Source organism: Streptomyces humidus, assembly GCF_014649655.1.
Taxonomy (GTDB): domain Bacteria; phylum Actinomycetota; class Actinomycetes; order Streptomycetales; family Streptomycetaceae; genus Streptomyces; species Streptomyces humidus.
Window position 1 is genome coordinate 15783 of sequence record NZ_BMTL01000001.1, and the last position, 25837, is coordinate 41619.

Consider the following 25837-nt stretch of genomic DNA (forward strand, 5'->3'; position numbering starts at 1 on the left):
ACGGGCGTGTAACAGCGGTTAGCGTGCCCGGCCGGCGCGGAATCCCCGTTGCATGAACCCCAACACCCCGCTCCCCCAGGTTCCCCCGGCGTCCCCCGGCTCCGTCCGTCACCTGTCGGAGGTCCAGCGCCGCGTCACCACGGCGGCCCACCTGCGCGTCCAGGGCGTCTCGTTCGCCGAGGCGGACGAGCGGTGCCGCCCCGGCGGGCCCTGGCAGCAGATCCTCCCGGGCGTGTTCCTGCTCCACCCCGGTCCGCCGACCAGCGAGGAGCGACTGCACGCGGTGCTGGCCTACGCGGGCCGCGACCCCTCCACGCCGGCCGGGGTGCCCGCCCAGCCGGGCGGCGGGGAGCCGCACCGGCCGGTGTACGGGGAGGCGATGATCACGGGCCTCGCGGCGCTGAACCTGCACGGCCTGTCGTGTGCTCCCCCGCTGCCGTCGCTGGAACACATCGACGTCCTGGTGCCTCGGCCGCGCCGGTTGCGCTCGGCGGGCTGCGCACACGTCGTGCGCACGTCCACGCTGCCGACGCCCGGGGAGGCGACGGGAGTTCCGGTGGCGCCGGTGCCGCGCGCACTGGCCGACGCGGTGGCCCAGCTGACGGACGCGGGGCTGGTGCGGCGGCTGCTGTCGGAGGCGGTGCGCGGCGGCCACTGCGAACCGGCCGCGGTCGTGCGGGAGTTGAACGAGGCCAAGCTGCTGAACCGGCCGCATGTGGTGGACGCCGTGGACGCCCTGCTCGCCGAGGGCCGCGCGATCGCGGAGGAGCGCCTGTACACGATGGTGCACGAGCACGGCCTGCCCGACCCGGTGTGGAACGTGGACCTGCGTCTGCCGGGCGGCCCGCACCTCGGCGGCCTCGACGCCTACTGGCCGGAGCACGCGGTGGCGGTCGAGCTGGACACCCGGGCACCGCGCCAGGACGAGGACGCGCTGTGGTCCGAGTACGCCCGCAAGCGGGAGCACCTGGAGCGGCTGGGCATCACGGTCGTGTACATCACGCCGAAGAAGCTGCGGGACGCGGGGGAACAGCAGGCGGCGGTGGTCCGCACGGCGCTGATGGCCTCGGGCGACCGGGACCCTGCCGCGTACGTCGTGGTGCTGCCCCGGTAGGGACAGGGCCGAGGGGGCGCCTTGAGGGGAGAGGAGGCGCCGTCGGGGCAGACGCGGGCGGCCGGGGCAGACCCGGCGCCCTCTCGTCGGCGTCGCGCACCCGCACCGGCCGCACGCAGGGCGGTGAGTCCGGCCAGGCGGGGATGCGGGTGGGCGGCGTGCGGGGTGGCGGATGTGCGGGGTTGCGGGTGTGCGGAGCCGTGGGCCGGGTGGGGTGGGCTCACCGCTCCGGCACGTACACCCGGCCGTCCACCGGCCGTTCGCGCCACAGACCGAGCGCGACGTCGACCAGGCGGACCCGGGTGAGCCCCGCGACCGCGTCGAGCTCGTGCCAGGCGGCGAGGTCGGTGGAGCCGTTCACCTCGTTGCGCAGCTCGCCGCCGACGACTCGGCCCTCGTAGACGATGCGGACGCCGTGGTGGTCCACGGAACCGTGCAGGCCCTCGCGGCGGAAGGTGCGGCGGAAGGAGTCGATGCCGAGGAGACCGGTCACCTCGACGCGGTAGCCGGTCTCCTCGTCCAGTTCACGCACGACCGTGTCGAGCGGGTCCTCCCCGTGTTCCATACCGCCGCCCGGGAGCACCCACTCGTGCGTGCCGCCGGGGGCAGGCGAGCGGGCCAGCAGAACGCGGTCGTCACGGACGCAGACGGCGTAGGCCGCCACCCTCAACCTCTGGCGCATGCAAGGACGTTAGCCGCTCGACCCGCTGCCGGCCGGGGAATTTCCCGACACCGAAACCGGTCACATACCCTTGAGGGGTCAGGCCGAAGGGTCGGACCGAGGCCGGACCGAAGGAGATCGCGTGCCCGGCGCTCCCGCTCCCCGCCATCCCGCTCCGCTCTCTGCCGTACTCCTCCCACCCGCTCACCGCCCTCCCGCTCCGCTCCCTCCCGCTCCGCTCCCTCCCGCGCCCCGTCTCCCGGACCCCCGCCCGCTCACCGGCGAGCCCCTCGCACTGGACCTGCTCAACACCAGGTGGACACGGGGCGGCGCCGTGCGGGATCTGCTGCTGGACACGGACGGGCCGGCGGTCTGGCTCGCGGCGAACGGGCTGGACGGGCGGTTCACGGCCGACGCGACGACCGTGCGGCGCCTCCTCGAGGCCCGGGAGGCGATCGAGGCCGCCGTGGACGGCACGGCGACGGAACCTCTCGACGCCGTGCTCGGGCACGGGCGCATCCGGCCCACCCTCACCGCCGAGGGGCCCGGCGAGCGCGCCGAGTTCGCGGACCCGGCGTGGGGGCCGGCCTGGCTGGCCGCCCGCGACTGCCTGACGCTGCTCGCCACCAAGCCGGACCGGATCCGCGGCTGCGCCCACGAGGCCTGTGCGCTGCACTTCCTCGACACCTCCCGCAACGGCGGCCGCCGTTGGTGCTCCATGGCGACCTGCGGCAACCGCGCCAAGGCCTCCCGGCACCACGCCCGCTCGAAAGAGGCCTGACGGACGGGGCCGGCCGAACGGGGCCGCCGAACAAGGGCCTGAGGAAAGGGACCTGAGGACAAGGGCGACCGGCCGGTGCGGCGGACGACGTACGGCCGGCCCGCGGACGTCCCGCGGACAGCAGGCGGAGAGCAGGCGGACAGTTCACGCACAGAGGGCTCGTAGAGGGTTTTCCCCATTCATGCATATCGTTTCGGTCAACTCTCCCCAAACAGCCGCCTCTTGGGTAAAGCTTTGCGGTCATCCGGGATCGCGTTCCGGACGGTCGTGATCAGGCAGGAACGGCCTCGATCACGTGCCGCTCGTTCCTTTACCTACAAGGGATGCCGATGACCCACACCCCCCAGCGTGCACCGATATCGGGCGCCAGACGCGTTGCCCGCACCGCCGCGGCCGCCGGCCTGGTGGCCGCGCTGTCCGCGGCCGGGCCGATACCCCTGGCCTTCTCCGCCGACGCCGGACCGGCCTCGGCGGCGTCCGACCCCGGGGCGAAGTCCGCCCCCCGCAAGCTCGGTTCCGACGACGCCGCACTCCTCGCCGAGGCCAAGGCCTCCGGTGACAAGAACGTCACGCTGATGGTCGCCACCGCCCCCGGCCAGACCGAGCAGGTCGCCGAGGAGCTGGACGCGGTCAAGGGCGGCTCGGTGGGGCAGTCCTACGACAAGCTCGGCTACGTCCGCGCCACCGTGCCGACGGCCAAGGCCGACTCGGCGATCGCCGCCGCCGCCAAGCTGTCCTCGGTGCAGGCCATCGACCTGCGGCAGGACATCGTCCTCGACGACCCGACGCCGGGCGCGGACGCCGCCAAGGGCGCAAAGCCCGTCGGGAAGACCAAGACCTACCCCGCGCCGGACAGGAACACCCCCGCCGAGAACCCGTACAACCCGTCCTTCGAGACGGGCGCCGTCGACTTCGTGAAGAAGAACCCGAAGGCGGACGGCCGCGGGGTCACCATCGGCATCCTCGACTCCGGCGTGGACCTGGCGCACCCAGCGCTGCAGAAGACCACCACCGGCGAGCGCAAGATCGTCGACTGGGTGACCGCCACCGACCCGCTGCTCGACAACGACGCCTCCTGGCGCCCGATGCTGACCTCCGTCTCCGGGCCCGGCTTCAGCTACGGCGGCCGCACCTGGACGGCGAAGCCCGGCTCGTACCAGATCAACCTCTTCCGGGAGTCCGCCACCGCGGGCGGCGACGCCAAGGGCGACGTCAACCGCGACGGCGACACCACCGACGTGTGGGGCGTCCTGTACGACGCGGCCGCCGGCACCGTCACCGTCGACGTGAACGGCAACGGCGACTTCACCGACGACACCGCGATGAAGCCGTACAAGGACGGTTACCAGATCGGCTATTTCGGCACGGACGACCCGTCGACCGACGTCGCCGAGCGTCAGCCGTTCGTCGTGCAGATCCGCAAGGACGTTCCGATGGACCCGCTCGGCGGCGACTGGGTCGGCAAGAAGGCCGACTTCGCCAACATCGGTCTCATCGCGAGCGAGCACGGCACGCACGTCGCCGGCATCACCGCCGCGCACGGCCTGTTCGGCGGCCGGATGAACGGCGCAGCCCCCGGCGCGAAGATCGTCTCCTCCCGTGCCTGCGTCTTCGGCCCGGGCTGCACCAACGTCGCCCTCACCGAGGGCATGATCGACCTGGTCGTGAACCGCGGCGTCGACATCGTCAACATGTCGATCGGCGGTCTGCCGGGCCTCAACGACGGCAACAACGCGCGCGCCGCGCTCTACACGCGCCTCATCGACACCTACGGCGTGCAGCTCGTGATCTCCGCGGGCAACGAGGGCCCCGGCGCGAACACCATCGGCGACCCCGGTCTGGCCGACAAGGTGATCTCGGTCGGCGCGGCCGTCTCCAAGGAGACCTGGGCCGCCGACTACGGCTCCCAGGTGGAGAAGAAGTACGCGCTGATGCCCTTCTCCTCGCGCGGCCCGCGTGAGGACGGCGGCTTCACGCCCACCCTGGTCGCCCCCGGCGCCTCGATCAACACCACCCAGACCTGGCTGCCGGGCTCCCCGGTCGCCGACGCGGGCTACGCCCTGCCGGCCGGCTACTCCATGCTCCAGGGCACCTCTATGGCCTCCCCGCAGGCCGCGGGCGCCTCGGCGCTGCTGATCTCCGCCGCCAAGCAGGCCAAGGTCGCGCTCACCCCGGCGGTCCTGCGCACGGCGCTGACCTCGACCGCGAACCACATCAAGGGTCTGCAGGCCTACGAGGAGGGCGCCGGCGCCATCGACATCGTGGACGCCTGGAAGTCCATCCGGCACGGCGCCACGGCCCACGACTACACCGTCAAGGCCCCGGTCGACACCGCGCTCGACCAGGCCCTGAAGACGCCGGGCTTCGGCACCGGGATCTACGACCGTGAGAGCGGTCTGAAGGCCGGGCAGAAGAAGACGTACGACGTCACGATCACCCGCACCTCCGGCGCCGACAAGGCGATCCGCCACGAGCTCCACCTGGCGAACAACGCCTCGGGCGCCTTCCGGATCCTCGGCAAGGACGACGTCAAGCTGCCGCTGAACAAGCCGGTGACGGTCCAGATCCAGGCCAGGCCGAAGGCCGCGGGCATCGCCAGCGCCATCCTCGAGGTCGACGACCCGAGGACCGAGGGCGTCGACAAGCAGATCCTCAACACGGTCGTCGTCTCGACCCCGGTGAGCCACAGGTTCACCGTGTCGGACAGCGTGCAGCGCAACAGCTTCCGGTCCTACTTCCTGACCGTGCCCGAGGGCGCCAAGGCGTTCGAGGTCGCGATCGGCGGGCTGAAGGACAAGAGCCAGACCCGCTTCATCTCGATCCACCCGTACGGCGTCGCCGTCGAGGACAGCTCCACGATCTACTGCTACAACAACTACCTCGACGGCAACGGCTGCCGCCCCGACGCCCGTTCGTACCAGAACCCGCAGGCCGGGGTCTGGGAGATCGAGGTCGAGTCGCGGCGCACCTCGCCCCTGCTCGACAACCCGTACAAGCTGGAGGCCACCGTCTACGGCGCGGCCTTCGCCCCGGAGAACGTGACCGTGCCCGAGGCGAAGGTCGGCGTCCCGACCGCCGCCTCCTGGACGGTGACGAACAAGTTCGCCGCCATCGACGGCAAGCTGGCCGGCGGCCCGCTCGGCTCCTCCAAGAAGGACCGTCCGACCATCGCCAACGGCACCACCCAGACCACCACGGTCGAGGTCCCGGCGGGCGCGAAATCGCTCGACGTCTCCATCGGCAACGTCTCCGACGCCTCCGCCGACCTGGACCTGACGGTCTACGACGCGGCCGGCAAGCAGGTCGCGCAGCAGGCCGACGGCGACTCGGAGGAGGCGGTCTCCATCCCGTCGCCCGCCGCCGGCACGTACACCGTCGTGGTCGCGGGCTACTCGGTCCCGGCCGGCACGACGGCGTACGACTACGTGGACGCGTTCCTGTCGTCCGCGCTCGGCGCCGTCACGGTCGACGGGGCCGCGCCGGTGAAGCTGGCCACGGGCGCTTCGGTGGCGGTCTCCGCGACCGTCACCGCCGCGGCCACCGCACCGGCGGGCCGGGTCCTCTTCGGCCAGGTCCAGCTGGTGAACGCGCGGGGCACCGTCGCGGGCGCCGGCAAGGTGACGATCGAGAAGGTCACTCCGTAGCACCCCGGGCACGAAGGGGGCGGGCGTCCACACGGGCGCCCGCCCCCGCCGTCCGCCCTTCGCCGCCCGCGCGCGCCCTTCGCCAGATGCCTTCGCCGCCCGCGCGCCGTCGGCCCGCTCGCGAACTACTCGCAGACGGCGTCGGGGCCCGTCGCGGGCAGGGCCTCCGCGAGTGCCCGGCGCTCGTGCGCGATGTCGGGTTCGCCGACCACCCAGACGTCGGAGACGCCCGTCCCCCGCGCGAGGGCGACCAGGACATGGTCGCCGGGGTTCAGCGGCGCGCCCGAGTTCTGCTCCCTGTCGACGCCGACCTCGGGCGCGCTTCTCGCGGGCCGGTAGGCGTGGGTGACGCGCAGGCTCACACGCTCGCGGGTCGTGCCGGGCAGCCGGCGGACGCCGGTCACGTCGCCCTCGACGACGAGCCGGGTGCAGGCGAGGTAGCCGGGGTCGCCGAGGAGAGCGCCGGCGTCCTCGGACGCCATGCCTCCGGATTCGACGCGGCCCGCGTCGCGCGGGGCGCTCTTGCTCCCCGCGTCGTCGGACGCCCCCTGCCCGGTCCGCACGACCGCCCAGCCTGTCCCGAGGACCAGCGCGCCCGCCGCGGCCACCCCGACGGCTCCCAACAGCAGGGGACGGAGCCGCCGGGCGGGCGACCGCCGGAGCGGCGCCGGCGCCGGCCGCGCCGCGCTCTCGCGCACCGGCTCCGCCAGCGCGTCGGCGAGCACGCCGAGCTGCTCGCGCAGCAACGCCACGTCGGCGGCCGCCGAGCGGTGCTCCGCCATGAAGGCCGCGTCCGCCCGGGCCTCGTCCGGCAGCGGCTCGTCGGCGATCGCCGCCATCAGAGCGTCCGGGCCGCCGCGGCCGTCGTGTTCCGCGGTCACGTCAGACCACCTCGTCCTCGTGCAGGCGGGCGCGCAGGGCCCGGACCGCCGTGTGCAGGCGGCTCTTGACCGTGCCCTCCGGAACGCCCAGCTCGCGGGCGATGGAACGCACCGGCAGATCGGCGTAGAACCGCAGGACGACGACCTGGCGCTGGGCGTCCGGCAGGTCGTCCAGGCCCTGCGCGACGGCGAGGGAGAGCACGCTGGCGTCCTCGCCGGAGGGGTGCTCGTGCTCGCGCAGCGAGGCCAGCCGCTCCCCCAGCCGCTCCTGCCTGCGTCTGGCCCGGTGCCAGTCCATGGCGAGGTTGGAGGCCACGACCGCCGCCCACGCGGAGACGTCGCGCGGCGTTTCGTGCCCCTTCGCCGCGCGTTCCAGCAGCCGCAGGCGGACCTGCTGTACGCCGTCGGGCAGGTCCGCCTGCGGCACCCCGCCCAGCGCGAGCACCGCCCGCACCCGGCGTTCCTGCGCCGGGTCCAGCGGGTCGTCGCCGTGCCCGGCCCCGTCCCGCTGGACCCGGCGGGTGATTCTGCGCAGCACAGACACCCCTCCCTCGCCGCGTTTCTCCTATGACGCCGCCGCGCCCGGAAAGGTTCGCGCCGCGCGCGGGGAATTCAGGAAGAGGCCGCGGAGGCGTACGTCACACCGGCGGGCGCGGCAGCACAGCTTGCGGCCAGAAGCCGCACCGGAGGGAAAACCTCCAGCTCAGCGGGGTGTGGGAGCAAGTTCCGCAACAGTCGGTCAATGCGGGGCGTCCCAGTCCTCGGGCATGGGGGGCAAAGAATTGGACAGGTAGGCCGGTGTCGGCCGCATGATGGAAAAGCCACGGCCAGGCAATGCGTACGCAGTGAGACAGAACAAGACAAAGGGAGTCGCCGTGAGGGTCGGAATCGTCGGAGCCACCGGTCAGGTCGGCACGGTCATGCGCAGCATCCTCAAGGAACGCAACTTCCCGGTCACCGAGCTGCGTCTGTTCGCCTCGGCCCGCTCGGCGGGGACGGTCCTGGACGGCGTGACGGTGGAGGACGCGGCGACGGCCGACTACACCGGCCTCGACATCGTGCTGTTCTCCGCGGGCGGCGCGACCTCGAAGGCGCTCGCCGAGAAGGTGGCCTCGCAGGGCGCCGTCGTGATCGACAACTCCTCGGCCTGGCGCAAGGACCCCGAGGTGCCCCTGGTGGTCTCCGAGGTGAACCCGCACGCGATCGTGGACCGCCCCAAGGGCATCATCGCCAACCCGAACTGCACGACGATGGCCGCGATGCCGGTTCTGAAGCCGCTGCACGAGGAGGCGGGCCTGGAGGCTCTGGTCGTCGCCACCTACCAGGCGGTGTCCGGTTCGGGCGTCGCGGGCGTGGCGGAGCTGCACGGGCAGGCGCAGAAGGTCGTGGCGGACGCGGACCGGCTCACCCACGACGGCTCGGCGGTCGACTTCCCCGAGCCGCAGGTCTACCAGCGCCCCATCGCCTTCAACGTGGTCCCGCTCGCGGGCTCGATCGTCGACGACGGTCTGCACGAGACCGACGAGGAGCAGAAGCTCCGCAACGAGTCCCGCAAGATCCTGGAGATCCCCGGGCTGAAGGTCTCCGGCACCTGTGTGCGCGTCCCGGTCTTCTCCGGCCACTCCCTCCAGGTCAACGCCCGCTTCGCGCGGCCGCTGACGGTGGAGCGCGCCACGGAGCTGCTGGCCGGCGCGCCGGGCGTCGCCCTCTCGGACATCCCCACCCCGCTCCAGGCGGCCGGCCAGGACCCCTCGTACGTGGGCCGCATCCGCCAGGACGAGACGGTCGAGCACGGGCTCGCGCTGTTCGTCTCCAACGACAACCTGCGCAAGGGCGCGGCGCTGAACGCGGTGCAGATCGCGGAGCTGGTGGCGGCGGAGCTGAAGGACTGACGCACGGCGTCTTGTCCGGGGGCGGGCGTCCGTGGCCCGCCCCTTCGTCGTTCCCGCGCGCCGAGGCCGACCGCGCGGGGGACGTCAGCGCCGGCGCACCTCGTACAGGAAGCAGCCGTACTCGACGGCCCGTACGTGGACGAGCGCGACCTCCGGGTCCGCGAACGCCTCGGCGAACGCCGCCTCGAACCCGCCCGGGTCCTCGACGAGCCGGCCGCCGAGGATACGGCCGTCGGCGGAGTAGCGGCGGACGGTGCGGTGGGCGTCCGTGAACGGCAGGGCGTCCCCGGCCGGGCCCGGGCACGCGCGCGCGTGGATGAAGACGGGGCCCTGCTCGTCGTACGGCCCCGGGTCGACGCCGGTCCCCGCCGCCCAGCGGCGCAGGGGCGCGTAGGAGACGAGGGCGATCGACTCGCCGGGCTCGCTGCGGCGCAGACAGCAGCGCAGCGGCGCGCCGCCCTCCTCGTCGGCCCCGGGGACGGCCGGGCGGCCCGCGTCGTCGGTGGAGCGCAGTTCGTCGAGGGCCTCCGCCGGGATCGGCAATGCCGCAGCGAGGTGCCGTGCGGCCGGGAGGGGCTGTGCGGCCGGGACCGGCCGTGCGGTGCGGACGCCGGGGCGGGCAGCTGTCGGAGTGGTCATGCGTGCAGCCTCCCGCTCGCCGCACCGCCGCACCGGCGGAATCCGGACGCCGCGTTCCGGCCTCCGTGCCCGCCCCGGCGCGGCCGGCGGACCGCGCGCGGACCCGTCCGCGGGGCGCACGGGGTGCGGGCGGCGGGCCGTACGGAACGTCGTCGCCCCGGGCGGCCCCCTCGTGGAAGGATGGCGCAACCGACACATATCGAGGAGATGACCGCGTGCCTGGCACAAACCTGACTCGCGAAGAGGCGCAGCAGCGGGCGAAGCTGCTCACCGTTGACTCGTACGAGATCGATCTCGATCTCTCCGGGGCGCAGGAGGGCGGTACCTACCGGTCCGTGACCACGGTGCGCTTCGACGTCGCCGGGACGGGCACGGAGTCCTTCATCGACCTGGTGGCCCCGACCGTCCACGAGGTGACGCTCAACGGGGACGCGCTGGACCCGGCCGAGGTGTTCGCGGACTCCCGGATCGCGCTCCGCGGGCTCCTGGAGGGCCGCAACGTCCTGCGGGTCGTGGCGGACTGCGCCTACACCAACACGGGCGAGGGTCTGCACCGCTTCGTCGACCCGGTCGACGAACAGGCCTACCTGTACACGCAGTTCGAGGTCCCGGACGCCCGTCGCGTCTTCGCGTCGTTCGAGCAGCCGGACCTGAAGGCCACCTTCCAGTTCACGGTGAAGGCACCGGCCGGCTGGACCGTCGTCTCCAACTCCCCGACGCCGGAGCCCAGAGACGACGTCTGGGTCTTCGAGCCGACCCCGCGGATCTCGAGTTACATCACCGCTCTCGTCGTCGGGCCGTACCACAGCGTCCACAGCGTGTACGAGAAGGACGGGCAGTCGGTGCCGCTCGGCATCTACTGCCGGCCGTCCCTCGCCGAGTTCCTCGACTCGGACGCGATCTTCGAGGTGACGCGGCAGGGCTTCGACTGGTTCCAGGAGAAGTTCGACTACGCGTACCCCTTCCAGAAGTACGACCAGCTGTTCGTGCCGGAGTTCAACGCGGGCGCGATGGAGAACGCGGGCGCGGTCACCATCCGCGACCAGTACGTCTTCCGGTCCAAGGTGACCGACGCGGCGTACGAGGTGCGTGCGGAGACGATCCTGCACGAGCTGGCCCACATGTGGTTCGGCGACCTGGTCACCATGGAGTGGTGGAACGACCTGTGGCTGAACGAGTCGTTCGCCACCTACACCTCGATCGCCTGCCAGGCGTACGCGCCCGACTCGCGCTGGCCGCACTCGTGGACCACGTTCGCCAACTCCATGAAGACCTGGGCCTACCGGCAGGACCAACTGCCCTCGACCCACCCGATCATGGCCGAGATCCGCGACCTGGACGACGTCCTCGTCAACTTCGACGGCATCACGTACGCCAAGGGCGCGTCCGTCCTGAAGCAGCTCGTGGCGTACGTCGGCATGAACGAGTTCTTCTCGGGCGTGCAGGCGTACTTCAAGCGCCACGCGTTCGGCAACACCCGGCTGTCGGACCTGCTCGGCGCGCTGGAGGAGACCTCCGGCCGTGACCTGGGCACCTGGTCGCAGAAGTGGCTGCAGACCGCCGGCATCAACGTGCTGCGCCCCGAGATCGAGACGGACGCCGAGGGCGTCATCACCGCCTTCGCCATCCGTCAGGAGGCCCCGGCGCTCCCGGCCGGCGCGAAGGGCGAGCCGACCCTGCGCCCGCACCGTATCGCGGTCGGCCTGTACGAACGGGACGGCGAGAGCGGCAAGTTGCTGCGCGAGGAGCGTGTGGAGCTGGACATCGACGGCGAGCTGACCGCCGTCCCGCAGCTGGTCGGCAAGCGCCGTCCGGACGTCGTCCTGCTCAACGACGACGACCTGTCGTACGCCAAGGTCCGCCTGGACGAGGAGTCGCTCGCGTTCGTCACCGAGCACCTCGGCGACTTCGAGTCGTCCCTGCCGCGCGCCCTGTGCTGGGCGTCGGCCTGGGACATGACCCGGGACGGCGAACTGCCCACCCGCGACTACCTGTCCCTGGTGCTGTCGGGCATCGGCAAGGAGTCCGACATCGGCGTGGTCCAGTCGCTGCACCGTCAGGTGAAGCTCGCCATCGACCTGTACGCCGACCCGGCCGCCCGCGAGACCCTGCTGACCCGCTGGACGGACGCCACGCTCGCCCATCTGCGGTCCGCCGAGGCGGGCAGCGACCACCAGCTCGCGTGGGCACGGGCGTTCGCGGCGACGGCCCGCACGCCGGATCAGATCGACCTGCTGGAGTCGCTGCTGGACGGCGGGCAGACCATCGAGGGCCTGGCCGTCGACACCGAGCTGCGCTGGGCGTTCGTGCAGCGTCTGGTGGCCGTGGGGCAGTTCGACGAGTCCGACATCGCCGCCGAGCACGAGCGGGACAAGACGGCCGCGGGTGAGCGGCACGCGGCGACCGCGCGGGCCGCGCGTCCGACGCCGGAGGCCAAGGCGGAGGCGTGGGCGTCGGTCGTGGAGTCCGACAAGCTGCCCAACGCCGTGCAGGAGGCCGTCATCGGCGGCTTCGTGCAGACCGACCAGCGTGAGCTGCTCGCGCCGTACACGGACAAGTACTTCGAGGTCGTCAAGGACATCTGGGACTCCCGTTCGCACGAGATCGCCCAGCAGATCGCGGTCGGGCTCTACCCGGCGGTCCAGGTCTCCCAGGAGACCCTGGACAAGACGGACGCGTGGCTGGCCTCGGCCGAGCCGAACGCGGCCCTGCGCAGGCTCGTCTCCGAGTCCCGCTCCGGCGTGGAGCGCGCGCTGAAGGCCCAGGCGGCCGACGCGCGGTAGTCCCCTCGTCCGTCCGTCCGTCCGTCCGGATACGGATACGGACAGGGATGCGGATACGGATACGGCGCAAGGGCGCCCGGTGTCACAGACGACGTCTGTCGCACCGGGCGCCCTTGCGTGTACCGGGGAGCTCCACCCCGCTCGGCCCCACGACGGTCAGGAGGCCCGCTCGGCGGCGGGCCGGGACTCGGCGGGCGGCCGGGACTCCACGACGGGGGCGGGCGTCCGGGCGGGTGCCGTCCAGAGCGGACCCTCCGTTCCGGACCGTCCCGCCCGCGGTCGCCCGGTTCCGTACCGTCCCGCTCCGGGCCGCCCCGCACCGAGCTGTCCGGCGACCGTCGCGCCGAACGCCAGCGCCATCCCGGTCAGCTGCACCGGCGTCAGCGCCTGGCCCAGGGCGGCCCAGCCGACGACGGCGGCCGTCAGGGGGGAGAGCGGGGCGAGGAAGGTGACCTGGGTCGCGCTGAGGCGTCCGATACCGCGGAACCAGAGCCAGTACGAGACGGCCGTGTTGGCCAGCGCGAGATAGAGGTAACCGCCGACCGCACGCCCGTCGAGAGCGGGCGGGGGACCTTCGAGGAGGAAGGCGAGCGGAGCGATCAGCAGGCCGCCCGCGGTGAGCTGCCAGCCGGCCAGCGCGAGCGGGCCCACGCCCTCGGGGCGGCCCCACTTCTTCGTCAGGACCGTGCCGGCCGACATCGATGCGGCGGAGGCGAGCGCCGCGAGCACGCCGAGCACGTCGAGCGCCCCGGCCGCCTTCAGCACGACGAGGCTGACGCCGGACGCGGCCACGACCCCGGTGACCAGGTTCCGCGCCGTGGGCCGCTGGCCGAGCAGCAGCGCCGAGAGGCCGACGACGAACAGCGGTCCCACCGAGCCGACGACGGCCGCCATGCCGCCGGGCAGCCGGTAGGCGGAGAGGAAGAGCAGCGGGAAGAAGGCGCCGATGTTCAGCGCGCCGAGTATCGCGGCCTTCCCCCACCAGGCGCCTCGTGGCAGGACCCGGCCGAGGGCGAGCAGCAGCAGCCCGGCGGGCAGGGCCCGCATCAGACCGGTGAACAGGGGGCGGTCGGCGGGGAGGAACTCGGTGGTGACGGCGTAGGTGGTGCCCCAGGAGACCGGGGCGAGGGCGGTGAGCAGGACGGTCGCTGACCTCTTCATGTAAGTAGCTTAGCGCCAAGCTACTTACCGTCAAGCCACTTTCTTGCGCGCGACCGAAAGCCCTTGGATACTCGGCGCATGAGCAGTCAGCAGCCTCCGCGCAAGGACCCGGTCGACGCGATCGTGGAGCAGTGGGCGACGGTCCGTCCCGACCTCGACACCTCCGCCATGGAGGTGTTCGGCCGGATCTCCCGGCTCACGCGTGCGATGGGCGACCGGATGGACAGGGCGTACGCGGCCCTCGGCGTCGCCCGCGGGGAGTTCGACGTGCTGGCCACGCTGCGCCGCTCCGGCGAGCCCTACACCCTCTCGCCCCGCGGGCTGTCGGCGACGCTCATGCTCACCACCGGCGGTATGACCGGCCGTCTCGACAAGCTGGAGCGGGCCGGGCTGCTGCGCCGCTCCCCCGACCCCCACGACCGCCGTGGACTGCACGTGACGCTGACGGAGAAGGGGCTGGAACTGGTCGACCGCGCGGTGAGCGCGGGCCTCGACGTCCAGACGGAGGCCCTGAACGCGGCCCTGAACGCCGAACAGGCCGGCCGACTGGCCGACCTGCTGCGAGAACTGTTGCTGGCCACGGAGACGCCCGGCAACTGACCGGGCGGCACGGCTGAGCGCACGACTCCCCAGGCCGACGCACGGGACAGCCGCCGCACGCAGCGGCCGCCACGCGGACCGGCCTTCGGCGAGAAGCCGTCGCCGGAACCGGCTGTCTTACGGAGAGTCTTCAGCTGTCGGACGGGTAGGCCGTCGCACGGGAGCCGTCAGCCGTCGTACGCAGAGGCCGACGCGGGGAGAGGGCGGAGGGGTCCGTCGACGGCGATGTGCCACCGCGGCGCGGCGAGGAGGGGCTCTTCACGGCGGCGGCGCCGACGGCCTGGAGCCGCCCGACGACGTGAAGTCGCCCGAGAGCTGAAGCCGCCCGACGGCCTGAAGCCAACCGGCGTCACCGCGCTGCTCGCGTCACCGCCGAGGGGCAAGGCGATGACGCGGCTGCCGCCCACGGCGCGGCGGCGTCCGACGGCGCCGCACCCGTGGGCACGGGACGGGTCTAGGCCTTGCCCTTGACCGCGATGTCGGAGCTGGTGGAGTCGGCGCGGTCCTGCGACCGGTCGAGGACCCAGACCAGACCGGCGATCAGCGCGAAGAGCGCGAGCGGGGCCAGGACATACAGACCCAGCGTCTCGATGACGCTCAGTCCCGGGCCGGGGTCGTCGCCGTCGTCGCGGGTCAGCGCGAGCGCGGGGGACGACATGAGCAGCATCATCAGCGTCGTACCGGCAGCCAGGGCGCCGGCGCGCAGGGCGTTCTTCTTGTCCACGGTGCAAAGTTAGCGAACGGTGTCGGGGGGCGCGCGTCCGGGGTGCCGTATGAGGCGCGGAACGCCCGGACCCTCCCGCCCTCAGGCCTCCCCGGACGGGCCGGCTTCGACAGGCCCGGACGCCGGGGGTTCCGCCCCGGAAGGGTCGTCCGGGGCGGAACGGTCCCCGAGAGGGCCGCCCGGGGAGGAGTCCTGCGACTCCCGGAGGACGTCCATCAGGGCGTGCAGTCTCGGCGAGGCCGCCAACTGTTCCAGGGTGACCGGGCGGCCCTCGGCGTCGGCGATCGGCAGCCGCCAGTTCGGGTACTGGTCCCAGGTGCCGGGCAGGTTCTGCGGTCGCCGGTCGCCGACGCCGTCCGGGAGCCAGACGCCGACCATGCGCGCGGGGGTGCTCAGCAGGAAGCGGTGCACCGCCTGCACCTCGGCCTCCTCCGAGGAACGGTCGCCGCCCCCGCCCGCGCCGGCCAGCAGCCCGAGCCGGCTGAGCAGGCCCAGCCACTCCGCCGCGTCGTTGGCGGCCTCCGCGCGCTCCTCCTCCAGGGGCCGGGTCAACAGGCCGAGCCGGTCGCGCAGTTCGACGTGCTCACCGGTGAGACGGGCGGCGGTGGACGGCAGGTCGTGGGTGGTGGCGGTGGCCAGACAGTCGGCGCGCCAGCGGTCGGGCGGCAGGGGACGTCCGTCGCCCTCCCAGTCCCGTTCGAACCACAGGACGGACGTGCCGAGCACACCGCGCTCGCGCAACGCCTCCCGCACACCGGGCTCGACCGTGCCCAGGTCCTCGCCGATCACCAGCGACCCGGCGCGGGAGGCCTCAAGCACCAGCACGGCGAGCATCGCCTCGGCGTCGTAACGGACGTAGGCGCCCTGCGTCGGCGGCTCGCCCTGCGGGACCCACCAGAGCCGGAAGAGGCCCATGACGTGGTCGATGCGCAGGGCGCCCGCGTAGCGGAACAGCGCCCGCAGCAACCGTCGGTAGGGCGCGTAGCCGGAGGCGGCCAGCCGGTCCGGACGCCAGGGCGGCAGTCCCCAGTCCTGGCCGCGGGCGTTGAAGGCGTCCGGCGGGGCGCCGACCGACATCCCGGCGGCGAAGTACTCCTGCTGCGCCCATGCGTCGGCGCCCTCGGGATGCACGCCGACCGCCAGGTCGTGCACGATCCCGACGGGCATGCCCGCCTCCCGCGCGGCGCGCTGGGCGGCGGTGAGCTGGGAGTCGGTGAGCCAGGCCAGACGGGAGTGGAAGTCCACGCGGTCCATCAGCTCCCGGCGGGCGCGGGCGGTCCCGGCCGAGCGGGGGTCGCGCAGTTCGGCCGGCCACTGCTGCCACCGGGAACCGTGCACCTCGGCGAGCGCGCACCAGGTGGCGTGGTCCTCCAGGGCCTGGCCCTGCTCGGCGAGGAAGTCGCAGTAGGCGGCGCGCCTGCCGGGTCCGAGCGGGACCCGGGCGACGAGCTCCAGCGCCTCCCGCTTGAGCTCCCACACGGCGTCCCGGTCGATCAGCTCGCCCTTGTCCAGCACGGCCTCGCGCAGCCGGCCGGCCCGCTCCGGCAGCGCGGCCCGCAGCGTCTCGTCCCGCACATAGGCGTACTCGGGGACGTCCTCGACGCGCAGGTGCACGGGGTCCGGGAAGCGTCGGGAGGAGGGCCGGTAGGGGGAAGGGTCGGTGGGCGTTCCGGGCACGGCCGCGTGCAACGGGTTGACCTGGACGAACCCGGCTCCGAGCGTCCGTCCCGCCCAGGCGGTCAGCTCGGCGAGGTCACCGAGGTCGCCCATGCCCCAGGAGCGGCGGGACAGCAGGGAGTACAGCTGGACCAGGAGCCCGTACGACCGGCCCGCGGGCGCGGGCAGACGAGGCGGCGCGACGACGAGGTGGGCGCCGCCGGTGCGTCCGTCGGGCGTGACGGCCGTCAGCCGGTGCACCCCGGGGGGAAGCCCGGCGAGGGAGGCGGAGGCGTCGGCGAAGTCGTGGCTCGCGCCGTGCTCCGTCTCCACGCGCAGCCGGCTGCCCTCGGGGAGGGCGGCGAGGGCCTCCGCCCGGTCGCCGCTCCAGCAGACCACGGTCGGCGGCAGCAGCCGCTCGCGCAGTTCCCGTTCCCGGGCGGCGAGCGCGGTGCGCACGGCCGACGGGGAGCCGGCGTCGACGCCGAGGGCGGCGAGGACGCGGACGACGGCGGCGGCCGGTGCCGTGACCGTGCGGTCCGGGGAGGGCTGGTAGGAGGTGGCGACGCCGTGCAGCGCGGCAAGCCGGGCGAGCTCCTCTCCGGGGGGTGCGGTCATCTAGGGCCTCGTGGAGTCGGAGTCCGCGGCGAGCGGCGGTTCGCTGGTCAGGGGCTCGGCGTCGGGCAGCGGCGGTTCGCTGGTCAGTGGGGGCTGCGCGCGGTTCCCCTCGGCGCCGAGGGCGCACAGGTGGGGATCGGCGAGGTCGACGGCGGTGGGGGCGGACGTCTCCGCCGGACGTTTGGACCGGGTCGGCGCGATCACGGGGCCTCCTCATCGGATACGACATCGGATACCGCAGCCCTACCCAGCCGACGCGAGGACAGACGTCCCCACTGCCTCCCAACCTGCCACAACCGTCCCCGATCCGCTCAGGACCCGGGCCGGGACTGCGCCGTCGACGCGTGAACCGATCGCCCCGGGCCGACCGATAGAGGGGTGTGAGACTGTTCCGCCCCGGGAGGGGCCATCGGGAGGGCGACACGGACGCGGCGCTGCTGCGGGCCGTGGCGGACGGGGACCCGTCGGCGCTGGCCACGCTGTACGACCGGCATGCCGGATGGCTGTTCGCGCGGCTCAGCCGGCGCTGTGCCGACGCCGAGGTGGTGCGCGAGGTGGTGCAGGACACCTTCGTGACCGTGTGGCGGTCTGCGGGCGGGCACGAGGGCGGGGAGGCCGGCGGCTGGCTGTGGACCATCGCCGCCCGTCGGCTCGTCGACACGCGCCGGGCACAGGAGCGGGCCGCGCGGGTCGAGGCGGCGCGAGTCGGGGACTGGCCGTCGCCGGTGGCCGCCTCCGCCGAGGAGCGGGCGCTGACCGCTCTGGAGTTCGGCGACGTCGGCACCGCCCTCGGCCGGATCTCGCCCGAGCTGCGGGAGGTGCTGCGCGTGACCGTCGTCGACGGGCTGACCACCCGGGAGGCTGCCCGGCTGCTCGGCATACCCGAGGGCACCGTCAAGACCCGCGCGATGCGTGCCCGGGCCGAGCTTCGTGCGGCCCTCGCCCAGTTGCACCCGAATCCGGCTCCGCACCCCTGTCCGGCGGGAGGCCCGACATGAGCACGACCCCCTGGCACGCGTCCGCCGACCTCGCCGCCCGCTACGCGGACGGCTCCCTGCCGGAGTCCGACGCCTGGTCCCTGGAGAAGCATCTGGAGCGGTGCGGGGCGTGCGCGGCGCGCGTCTCGGCGGCCGTACGGCAGTCGCCGGCGGCAGGGCCGGTGCTGGCGCGGATGCGGGAGGCGGTGCTCAAGGAAGCGGCGCCCATGGAGACGGTGCTCAAGGAAGCCGTGTGCGCGAAGGCGGCCCGGCGGGAGAGCCGTGAAGCCGGGCCGGCGGCCGCTCACGCGGCTCACCCCCCGGCGGGCGGGCACCCGCTGGCCTCCGGCCACGTCGGCGGGCCCGTCGCGGCGCCTCTCCTGACTCCTCCGGCCCGCTCGGTCCTCCGCGCGCGCCCGCGGGCCCGCTTCCTCCTCCGCGCCCTGTGGGCCGCCGGTCCCGCCTTCCGTGGCGCCTGGCTGCCCGCCGTGTGGCTGGTCGCCCTCGGAGCGCTGGCCCTCTCCCAGGGGGCCGGGGCCGACGCCTCGCGGCCGTTGCTGCTGGCGCTCGCGCCCGTGGTACCCGTCGCCGGGGTCGCCCTCTCCTACGGCGCCCACGCCGACCCGCTGCACGAGATCGCGGCGGCCACGCCGTGCGGGGGACTGCGGCTGATGCTGACGCGAACGGCCGCCGTCCTCGCCGTCAGCGTGCCGCTGCTGACTCTCACCGGCGTGCTGCTGCCCGCCTCCGGCACCCCGGGCGCGGCCGCCTGGCTGCTGCCGGGACTCACGCTGACGCTGGCCTCGCTGGCGCTCGCCGGCTGGGTCGGCTGCCGTGCCGCCACCGCGCTGACGGGCGGGGGCTGGTTGTGCGCCGTCCTCGTCCCGTCGTGGGCCTCCGGCGGCGCCGCCCTCACCGAGCTGACCCAGCAGCTCGACCGCTGCCTGGCCGGCTCGCGCGCCCAAGGGGCCTGGGGGGCGGCGGCCGTGCTGTGCGCCGCGCTGCTCGCCGCCCGCCGTTCCGCCTACGACCACATGGAGAAGCCATGAGCACGATACGAGTGAGCGGACTGCGCGTGCGGCACCGCAGGACCGTGGCGCTCGACGCCGTCGACCTGGACCTCGGCCCCGGTGTGCACGGTCTGCTCGGTCCGAACGGGGCCGGGAAGACGTCGCTGATCCGGGTCCTGGCGACCGTCGCGCAGGCGTCCGCCGGGCGGGTGGAGATCCTGGGTGAGGATGTCGGCGAACCGGCCCGGCGTGGCGCGGTCCGTGCGCGACTCGGCTACCTCCCACAGGAGTTCGGCTATTACCCGGGCTTCACCGTGCGCGAGTTCGTCGCGTATGTGGCGTGGCTGAAGGACATGACCGCTGCGGACGTCCCGGCCGCGGTCGAGCTCGCCCTCCACCGGGTCGGTCTCGGCGACCGGGCCGACGCCAAGGTGAAGACGCTGTCCGGCGGCATGGTCCGCCGGCTGGGCATCGCCCAGGCCATCGTCAACGAGCCGGAGATCCTGCTCCTCGACGAGCCGACAGCCGGTCTCGACCCCGAGCAGCGCGTCGAGTTCCGCGCGCTGCTGCGCGAACTGGGCGTCCGCGCCACGGTCCTCGTCTCGACCCATCTGGTGGAGGACGTGGCCGCCGCCTGCACGGAGGTCACCCTCCTGGACGCGGGCAGGGTCGCCTACCGGGGCACCCCGGCCTCGCTCAGCGCCGTCGGCGAGGCCACCGGGCCGGACGGCATCGGTGACAGCGGCATCGAACGCGGTTACACGGCAGCCCTGCGCGCCCACCGCACTCCCGTGGAGCCGACGCGATGACCCTCGTGACCGGGGAGCGGGCCGCTCGGGGGGTCGCGCCGCACCCGCCGCACCCCCTGCGCGCCGAAGTCACCCGTGGTTTCGCCCCCTGGGCGGGAGTCGCCGCCTTCGTCACGTCGGCCGTGCTGCTGGCTGTCGAGGCGGACCGCTGGCAGGGCGGCTGGGCGGAGACCCGCACCGAGCTGCACGCCCTGCAGCTGATCCTCGTGCCTCTCGCTGCGGCCGCGGGCTGTCGGCAGGGCGGGCGCGAGCGGCGTCGGGCCACGGAGGAACTGTGGACGACGGCTGTACGCGGAGCGTTGGCCCGGTCGCTCGCCGCGGCGCTGCCGCTCGCGCTGTGGGTGGTGGCCGGGCATCTGCTCGCCGCGGCCGGGGCGCTCCTCGCGACCTGGCCGTACGCCCGCGGCGACCGGCCCTACACGGACCTGCTGCCGGCGGACACGGTGGTGCTCCTGTCCGCCGCGGTCGCCGGGCACGTCGTGGGGCGGCTGGTGCCCTGGCGGCCGGCGCCACCGCTGCTGGCGGCGGGCGGGTACCTCGGCCTTGGTCTGTCCGGGTGGGCGAGCGCGGGCGCCTGGCGCCACCTCGATCCGGCACTGCCCGTCGCGGAGGGCCTGGTCCCGGCAGGGCGGCAGCCGGTCGCGATGGCCGTGTGGGCGACCGGGCTGGCGGCGACCGCCGTCCTGGCCCACGCGCTCCGGGGACGACGTCGGTGGACCGCCCTGCTGCCGTTGGCGGCGGCGGTCGTCGCGGGCACGCTGCTGGTGCAGTCCGGGCCGGCGCTGTGGCAAGCGAACCCGTCCGAGGGCGGCCAGGTGTGCGACGCCTCGACCGCGCCGCAGGTCTGTGTGAACGCCCGCTACAGAGGCATGCTTCCGCAGGTCACGAAGGCCCTCTCGGGTGTCACCGGCCGCCTGGAGGGTGTACGGAATCTGCCCTCCCGGTTCGAGGACCGTCCGGGTGGGCCAGGCGACGGGGAGGCGCAGCTGCCCATGCTGACGCCGATCGGCGGGTCGGTCGTACGAGGCTGGCTGACCGATCCCGAGCAGTACGCATGGGAGGCGGTGGCCGCGCTGCAGGACCGCACGAAGTGCGGCGACGCGGACGCACGCGAGACAACGGCGGACGCCGCCGTCTCCGACTACCTCGCGCCGAACCCCCAGCAGGAGCACTTCGACGCGCTGGACGCGACGGGAGACGCCGCCCGGCGCGCCGAGCTGCGAGAACGGCGGGCGGCTCGCGAGCGGCTGGCTTCGATGGACGCCGACGAGCGAAGGATCTGGCTGTCGGCCTACTTCGCCGCGGTCGGCGACTGCCGCCCGATGGGAGTGCCGGCCCTGTGAGCCCGCGTCGTCGCGCCCTGACCGGCATCGGTCTCTACGCCCGCTCCCGCGGCCTGCCCCTCGCTCTCGCCCTGCTCGCCGGAGTCTGCGCGCTCGTCGTGGCGGCGGCGCATCGGACGGACGGCGCCTACGCGGCTCCGGGGTGGTGGGCATCGGTCGTGGTGCTGGGCCCCCTGTCGGCCGCCGCGCTGATCGGCGCGAGCCTGTACGCCCCGTCCGACGAACTGGACCGCACGGCCGTGCGCCCCTGGTGGCCCCGGAGACTGGTTCACCTGCTCGCCCTGTCGGCCCTCGCCTGCGTGCCGCTCGCGCTCACCGGGTCCGGTGAGGGGTCCGCTTCCGTCACCGCGGCCTTGGTCCGCAACCTGCTCGGCTGCGTCGGCGTCACCGCGGCCTCGGCCGTACTGGTCGGCGCACGGCTGAGCTGGCTGCCCGCGTTGTGCTGCGTCGGCGCGGTCCACCTGGCGTCGAGCGAGGTCCGCGGGTGGGCGGTCGGGGTGTGGGGATGGCCGACGCGGCCGGGGCAGGAGGCGGGGGCGTGGCTGGCGGCGGACGTCGTGTTCGTCCTGGGCGCGGCGCTGCACGCGGCACGCGGGCCCCGGCCGGAAGGCCCGCGTGCCTGAGGCGACGCACCGCCCCGACGGCGGGGGAGCGAGCGGCTGCTGCGGCGGCCACGGCAACGACGGCGAGGGACGTGTCCGGGGAGGGACGGGGCTTTGTGCGCCCCCGTGCGCGCCGGTTCACTGCTGCGCGCCTGTTCACTGCTGCGCGCCGGTTCACTGCTGCGCGCCTGTTCACTGCTGCGCGCCTGTTCACTGCTGCGCGCCGGTTCGCTGCTGCGCGCCGGGCGGCTCCCGGCCGATACGGACCGGTACCCAACGCGCGGTGCACGGTGCGACGCACGGTTCGACGGCCGGGCGGGCGCGGGGTCGCCGGGCCGCGCGCCACGGCCCGGCGTTCGCGTCCCGAAGGGCCCCGCGGCGGGTGTCCGCTCGGCGCCACGGGGCATGAAGAAGCCCGGATCGATCGGCTACGCGGAGATGCCGTCGATCCGGGCCAGGGCGTCGTCCGCGCCGTACGGCTGCAGGTACGGCAGCCAGCGCGGATCCCGGTGGCCCGTGCCGATGATGCGCCAGGCGAGGCCGGAGGGAGGGGCGGGTTTGTGACGCAGCCGCCAGCCGATCTCGACGAGGTGGCGGTCGGCCTTGACATGGTTGCAGCGACGGCAGGACGCGACGACGTTGTCCCACACGTGCTTGCCCCCGCGACTGCGCGGGATGACGTGGTCGACGCTGGTTGCGACGCCACCGCAGTACATGCACCGGCCCCCGTCCCGCGCGAAGAGCGCTCGACGGGTCAGAGGAACAGGCCCGCGGTAGGGAACACGGACGAATCGCTTGAGCCGGACCACGCTGGGTGCGGGGACTGTGACGGTCGCGCTGTGCATGAAGGCGCCGGATTCCTCCAGGGAGACTGCCTTGTTCTCCAGGACGAGGATGAGCGCGCGGCGTAGCGGTACGACGCCGAGCGGCTCGTACGACGCGTTGAGGACCAGGACATGCGGCACGGATGCCTCCTTGGGCGTCGGCGGCGCGTGGCTCGCGCCGGGACGATCTGCAGTCAGTCTCCCCTCTTGCCTGGTGGACGCGCCACCATGTCCCGGTAACGGGCTGGGAGTGTTTTCGACCACACGCTGTCTCCTCCCCTGGACCAGGGCCTGTCCAAGCGCAGGTGAGGGCTGTCTCTCCTTCACGGAACTCGCCGAACCACACACACTGCCCCGTTAGTGTGGTGGTTCTGTCCGTCCGGTGGCCTTTCCGTGACCTTGCAGCGCGCGTCGCCCTTGACCGCCGCACCGGCTGGAGCAGAGCAGCACCTGGAGGTACCTGCCGTGTCCTTGTCCGCCGTCCTTCCGGCCGCCGGCGCGTCACCGTCGCCGACTCCCTCCGAGTCGCCGACGGCGGTGACCGTCCCGTCGCTCCAGGACGCCCAGGAGAGCGCGACGAACGCGGCCAGCTGGGTCGAGCAGAACTGGTCGACCTGGCTGGCGATCGGCCTGAGAGTCCTGCTGATCCTGGTGATCGCGGTGGTGCTGAGAGTGGTCGTGCAGCGGTCGATCACCAAGCTGATCGACCGGATGAACCGCACGGTCTCCTCCGTCGACGGCACGGCGCTGGGCGGGCTGCTGGTCAACAACGAGCGGCGGCGTCAGCGCTCGCAGGCGATCGGCTCGGTGCTGCGCTCGGTGGCGAGTTTCCTGATCCTGGGCACGGCCGCGCTGATGGTGCTGGGCACCTTCGAGATCAACCTGGCCCCGCTGCTGGCCTCGGCCGGCGTCGCGGGCGTGGCGATCGGTTTCGGCGCGCGCAACCTGGTCACGGACTTCCTCTCCGGCGTGTTCATGATCCTCGAGGACCAGTACGGCGTCGGCGACCAGATCGACGCGGGCGTGGCCACCGGTGAGGTCATCGAGGTGGGGCTGCGCGTGACGAAGCTGCGCGGCGCCAACGGTGAGATCTGGTACGTCCGCAACGGCGAGGTCAAGCGGATCGGCAACCTGTCGCAGGGCTGGGCGACGGCCGGCGTCGACGTGACCGTCAAGGCCTCCGAGGACCTCGACCGGGTGAAGGCGACGCTGGACGAGGTCGCCGAGAAGATGAGCAAGGAAGAGCCCTGGAACGAGCTCCTGTGGAGCCCGATCGAGGTTCTCGGCCTCGACAGCGTGCTGCTCGACTCGATGGTGGTCCGGATCTCGGCGAAGACGATGCCGGGCAAGTCCCTGGCGGTCGAGCGCGAGCTGCGCTGGCGCGTCAAGCGCGCTTTCGACGCGGCCGACATCCGCATCGTGGGCGGTGCGACCGCCCCGGTGACGGAGGACCTGGCCGACCCGACGGCCGCCGTGGCGGCGCCGTCCGCCTTCTCCAACGCGGACTCGCCGCAGGTGGCGGCGACCACGCCGATCACACCACCGCGGGCGGCCGCACCGTCGACCCCCGCGAAGTAGCGGAACGGTTCGGCACACTCGCTCGAGGCCGCCCTTCGCACCGCCCACAGGTAACGACTGCGTTGCCTGTGGGCGTTTTCCGTTTTCACGCCTTGACGTCCCCTTCGCCCCGGGCCTACCTTCCCTTCCACCGATAGGAAACTTTCCTAACAGTAGCCGGATGTGGACGTTCGTCCGGCGCCCCTGAGAAGCTGTGCAGTCCAGAAAGGCAGGTGTCGATCCATGGCAGGAACCGCCGGCACGCCGGGCACCCCGCGCGTCCTGCGCGCCATGAACGACCGGGCGGCCCTCGACCTGCTGCTGGCGCACGGCCCCCTGTCCCGCACCCGCATCGGCAAGCTCACCGGCCTGTCCAAGCCCACCGCCTCACAGCTCCTGGCCCGCCTGGAGGCGGCCGGACTGGTGCTGGCGACCGGCACCACCGAAGGCCGCCCCGGCCCCAACGCCCAGCTGTACGAGGTCAACCCGGCCGCCGCGTACGCCGCGGGACTCGACGTCACCCCCGAGCGCGTCCTCGCCGCCGTCGCCGACCTCACCGGCCGGACCGTGGGCGCGCACGAAGTGCCCACGCCGGGCAGGAAGACCACCGGCGCGGTCGTACAGCAGGTCACCGACGCCCTCGACGGCGCGGTGAAGGCGGCCGGCCTCACCCGTGCCGACGTGCGCCGGCTCGTCGTCGCCACCCCCGGCGCCTTCGACCCCACCACCGGCCGGCTGCGCTACGCCTCCCACCTGCCCGGCTGGCACTCCCCCGCGCTGCTCGACGACCTCGCCGCAGCCCTGCCGATGCCGGTCGAGTACGAGAACGACGTCAATCTCGCCGCCGTCGCCGAACAACGGCTCGGCGCGGCCCGCGGACACGAGGACTTCGTCCTGCTGTGGAACGAGGGCGGCCTCGGCGCCGCGCTCGTCCTCGGCGGCCGGCTGCACCGCGGCTGGACCGGCGGCGCGGGAGAGGTGGGTTTCCTTCCGGTTCCGGGCGCGCCCCTGGTCCGGCAGGTGACCAAAGCCAACAGCGGCGGCTACCAGGAGCTGGCCGGTTCGCAGGCCCTCCCCCGGCTGGCCCGGGAACTGGGCATGAGCGGCGTCCCGTCCGGTCCCTACGCCGAGGCGGCGGCCGAGCTCGTGGCGCGGGCGGCCGCCGAGGACACCGTCCTGAACCGGCTGCTGCTCCAGACGTACGCGACCCGGCTCGCAACCGGCCTCGCCTCGCTCGTCTCGGTGCTCGACCCCGAACTCGTCGTCCTCAGCGGCGCCTCCCTGACGGCCGGCGGCGAAGTGCTGCGCGCGCTCGTCCAGGCCGAGCTGGAGGAGCTGGCCGCGTCGCGGCCCAAGCTGGTCATGGGCGACGTCACCGAACGGCCCGTGCTGCGCGGCGCGCTGGAGAGCGCGCTGGCGGCCGTCCGCGACGAGGTCTTCGACACCTCGCGCTAGTCCGGCCCGCGGCAGACCCGTTCTTCCGCCCCCTCCCGCCCTCCCCCTCCCCTCTCCTCACCTCTTCGCGCTCTTCACCTCGCCTCACCTCACCCTGCCCTGACCC

At 73.7% G+C, this 25837-nt stretch carries 22 protein-coding genes; 13 read left to right on the forward strand and 9 right to left on the reverse strand.

What is annotated here, in order from left to right:
* Window positions 1-52: 52 nt before the first annotated feature.
* The gene (locus tag IE239_RS00070) at window positions 53-1114 is read left to right on the forward strand and encodes a hypothetical protein (RefSeq protein ID WP_190147112.1); all 1062 of its coding nucleotides are present in this window, start codon (window positions 53-55) and stop codon (window positions 1112-1114) included.
* A gap of 220 nt (window positions 1115-1334) precedes the next feature.
* On the opposite strand, the gene IE239_RS00075 is transcribed toward IE239_RS00070, so the two are convergent.
* Window positions 1335-1796 (reverse strand): NUDIX hydrolase, encoded by a 462-nt coding sequence (locus IE239_RS00075; RefSeq protein WP_190147113.1) that lies wholly within the window; start codon window positions 1794-1796, stop codon window positions 1335-1337.
* 274 nt (window positions 1797-2070) lie between these two features.
* Here IE239_RS00075 and IE239_RS00080 point away from each other — a divergent pair, with 274 nt between their 5' ends.
* The gene (locus IE239_RS00080; protein ID WP_190147411.1) at window positions 2071-2556 is read left to right on the forward strand and encodes a CGNR zinc finger domain-containing protein; all 486 of its coding nucleotides are present in this window, start codon (window positions 2071-2073) and stop codon (window positions 2554-2556) included.
* Window positions 2557-2885: 329 nt separating this feature from the next.
* Window positions 2886-6200, forward strand: coding sequence for a S8 family serine peptidase (locus tag IE239_RS00085; protein ID WP_190147114.1), 3315 nt, complete (start codon window positions 2886-2888; stop codon window positions 6198-6200).
* Window positions 6201-6325: 125 nt separating this feature from the next.
* Here IE239_RS00085 and IE239_RS00090 read toward each other — a convergent pair whose 3' ends face one another.
* Window positions 6326-7081, reverse strand: coding sequence for a hypothetical protein (locus tag IE239_RS00090; protein WP_190147115.1), 756 nt, complete (start codon window positions 7079-7081; stop codon window positions 6326-6328).
* A 1-nt stretch (window position 7082) separates the two neighbouring features.
* A complete protein-coding gene (locus tag IE239_RS00095; protein ID WP_190147116.1) occupies window positions 7083-7625 on the reverse strand; it encodes an RNA polymerase sigma factor in 543 nt (180 codons plus the stop codon).
* Window positions 7626-7956: 331 nt separating this feature from the next.
* Between IE239_RS00095 and IE239_RS00100 the strand changes: the two genes are divergently transcribed.
* Window positions 7957-8973, forward strand: coding sequence for an aspartate-semialdehyde dehydrogenase (locus IE239_RS00100; protein WP_190147117.1), 1017 nt, complete (start codon window positions 7957-7959; stop codon window positions 8971-8973).
* A gap of 84 nt (window positions 8974-9057) precedes the next feature.
* On the opposite strand, the gene IE239_RS00105 is transcribed toward IE239_RS00100, so the two are convergent.
* A complete protein-coding gene (locus tag IE239_RS00105) occupies window positions 9058-9612 on the reverse strand; it encodes a DUF1203 domain-containing protein (protein ID WP_190147118.1) in 555 nt (184 codons plus the stop codon).
* A 215-nt stretch (window positions 9613-9827) separates the two neighbouring features.
* Between IE239_RS00105 and pepN the strand changes: the two genes are divergently transcribed.
* Window positions 9828-12395, forward strand: coding sequence for an aminopeptidase N (pepN, locus tag IE239_RS00110; RefSeq protein ID WP_190147119.1), 2568 nt, complete (start codon window positions 9828-9830; stop codon window positions 12393-12395).
* A gap of 156 nt (window positions 12396-12551) precedes the next feature.
* Here the strand turns inward: pepN and IE239_RS00115 are convergent, their stop codons facing one another.
* Window positions 12552-13556 carry an EamA family transporter gene (locus tag IE239_RS00115; RefSeq protein ID WP_229877620.1) on the reverse strand — a complete coding sequence of 335 codons (1005 nt, stop codon included), beginning with the start codon at window positions 13554-13556 and terminating at the stop codon, window positions 12552-12554.
* A 78-nt stretch (window positions 13557-13634) separates the two neighbouring features.
* On the opposite strand from IE239_RS00115, the gene IE239_RS00120 reads away from it, so the two are divergent.
* On the forward strand, window positions 13635-14156 hold the full coding sequence (locus IE239_RS00120) for a MarR family winged helix-turn-helix transcriptional regulator (protein WP_190147120.1): 522 nt from the start codon (window positions 13635-13637) through the stop codon (window positions 14154-14156).
* Between the two features lie 454 nt (window positions 14157-14610).
* Here the strand turns inward: IE239_RS00120 and IE239_RS00125 are convergent, their stop codons facing one another.
* The 3 genes from IE239_RS00125 to IE239_RS00135 form a co-directional block, all read right to left on the reverse strand.
* Entirely contained in the window at window positions 14611-14880 is a 270-nt protein-coding gene (locus IE239_RS00125; RefSeq protein ID WP_190147121.1) for a hypothetical protein, read from the reverse strand.
* An 81-nt stretch (window positions 14881-14961) separates the two neighbouring features.
* Entirely contained in the window at window positions 14962-17154 is a 2193-nt protein-coding gene (gene malQ / locus IE239_RS00130; protein ID WP_229877622.1) for a 4-alpha-glucanotransferase, read from the reverse strand.
* The gene (locus IE239_RS00135; RefSeq protein WP_190147122.1) at window positions 17155-17358 is read right to left on the reverse strand and encodes a hypothetical protein; all 204 of its coding nucleotides are present in this window, start codon (window positions 17356-17358) and stop codon (window positions 17155-17157) included.
* A 176-nt stretch (window positions 17359-17534) separates the two neighbouring features.
* Between IE239_RS00135 and IE239_RS00140 the strand changes: the two genes are divergently transcribed.
* The 5 genes from IE239_RS00140 to IE239_RS00160 are packed head-to-tail and all read left to right on the forward strand — an operon-like array spanning window position 17535 to window position 21916.
* Window positions 17535-18152 carry an RNA polymerase sigma factor gene (locus IE239_RS00140; protein ID WP_190147123.1) on the forward strand — a complete coding sequence of 206 codons (618 nt, stop codon included), beginning with the start codon at window positions 17535-17537 and terminating at the stop codon, window positions 18150-18152.
* The gene (locus tag IE239_RS00145; RefSeq protein ID WP_190147124.1) at window positions 18149-19180 is read left to right on the forward strand and encodes a zf-HC2 domain-containing protein; all 1032 of its coding nucleotides are present in this window, start codon (window positions 18149-18151) and stop codon (window positions 19178-19180) included. The genes IE239_RS00140 and IE239_RS00145 overlap by 4 nt, the downstream gene beginning before the upstream one ends.
* Complete coding sequence (locus IE239_RS00150) at window positions 19177-19950, forward strand: ABC transporter ATP-binding protein (protein WP_190147125.1); 774 nt, start codon at window positions 19177-19179, stop codon at window positions 19948-19950. The genes IE239_RS00145 and IE239_RS00150 overlap by 4 nt, the downstream gene beginning before the upstream one ends.
* Window positions 19947-21293, forward strand: a complete 1347-nt coding sequence (locus IE239_RS00155) for a hypothetical protein (protein ID WP_190147126.1) — start codon at window positions 19947-19949, stop codon at window positions 21291-21293. Before IE239_RS00150 ends, IE239_RS00155 begins: the two co-directional genes overlap by 4 nt.
* The gene (locus tag IE239_RS00160; RefSeq protein ID WP_229877624.1) at window positions 21290-21916 is read left to right on the forward strand and encodes a hypothetical protein; all 627 of its coding nucleotides are present in this window, start codon (window positions 21290-21292) and stop codon (window positions 21914-21916) included. Before IE239_RS00155 ends, IE239_RS00160 begins: the two co-directional genes overlap by 4 nt.
* Before the next feature lie 407 nt (window positions 21917-22323).
* Here the strand turns inward: IE239_RS00160 and IE239_RS00165 are convergent, their stop codons facing one another.
* On the reverse strand, window positions 22324-22860 hold the full coding sequence (locus IE239_RS00165) for an HNH endonuclease (protein ID WP_069772758.1): 537 nt from the start codon (window positions 22858-22860) through the stop codon (window positions 22324-22326).
* Between the two features lie 324 nt (window positions 22861-23184).
* On the opposite strand from IE239_RS00165, the gene IE239_RS00170 reads away from it, so the two are divergent.
* Together IE239_RS00170 and IE239_RS00175 are read left to right on the forward strand one after the other, a co-directional pair.
* Window positions 23185-24297 (forward strand): mechanosensitive ion channel family protein, encoded by a 1113-nt coding sequence (locus IE239_RS00170; protein ID WP_190147127.1) that lies wholly within the window; start codon window positions 23185-23187, stop codon window positions 24295-24297.
* A gap of 222 nt (window positions 24298-24519) precedes the next feature.
* Window positions 24520-25731, forward strand: a complete 1212-nt coding sequence (locus tag IE239_RS00175) for an ROK family transcriptional regulator (protein ID WP_190147128.1) — start codon at window positions 24520-24522, stop codon at window positions 25729-25731.
* Window positions 25732-25837: the final 106 nt, after the last annotated feature.

Excerpts from the sequence above, each read along its gene's own strand:
- IE239_RS00070 (WP_190147112.1), top strand. The coding sequence starts at position 53 with ATGAACCCCAACACCCCGCTCCCCCAGGTTCCCCCGGCGTCCCCCGGC.
- IE239_RS00075 (WP_190147113.1), bottom strand. The coding sequence starts at position 1,796 with ATGCGCCAGAGGTTGAGGGTGGCGGCCTACGCCGTCTGCGTCCGTGAC.
- IE239_RS00085 (WP_190147114.1), top strand. The coding sequence starts at position 2,886 with ATGACCCACACCCCCCAGCGTGCACCGATATCGGGCGCCAGACGCGTT.
- IE239_RS00105 (WP_190147118.1), bottom strand. The coding sequence starts at position 9,612 with ATGACCACTCCGACAGCTGCCCGCCCCGGCGTCCGCACCGCACGGCCG.
- IE239_RS00115 (WP_229877620.1), bottom strand. The coding sequence starts at position 13,556 with ATGAAGAGGTCAGCGACCGTCCTGCTCACCGCCCTCGCCCCGGTCTCC.
- IE239_RS00120 (WP_190147120.1), top strand. The coding sequence starts at position 13,635 with ATGAGCAGTCAGCAGCCTCCGCGCAAGGACCCGGTCGACGCGATCGTG.
- malQ (WP_229877622.1), bottom strand. The coding sequence starts at position 17,154 with ATGACCGCACCCCCCGGAGAGGAGCTCGCCCGGCTTGCCGCGCTGCAC.
- IE239_RS00145 (WP_190147124.1), top strand. The coding sequence starts at position 18,149 with ATGAGCACGACCCCCTGGCACGCGTCCGCCGACCTCGCCGCCCGCTAC.
- IE239_RS00150 (WP_190147125.1), top strand. The coding sequence starts at position 19,177 with ATGAGCACGATACGAGTGAGCGGACTGCGCGTGCGGCACCGCAGGACC.
- IE239_RS00155 (WP_190147126.1), top strand. The coding sequence starts at position 19,947 with ATGACCCTCGTGACCGGGGAGCGGGCCGCTCGGGGGGTCGCGCCGCAC.
- IE239_RS00175 (WP_190147128.1), top strand. The coding sequence starts at position 24,520 with ATGGCAGGAACCGCCGGCACGCCGGGCACCCCGCGCGTCCTGCGCGCC.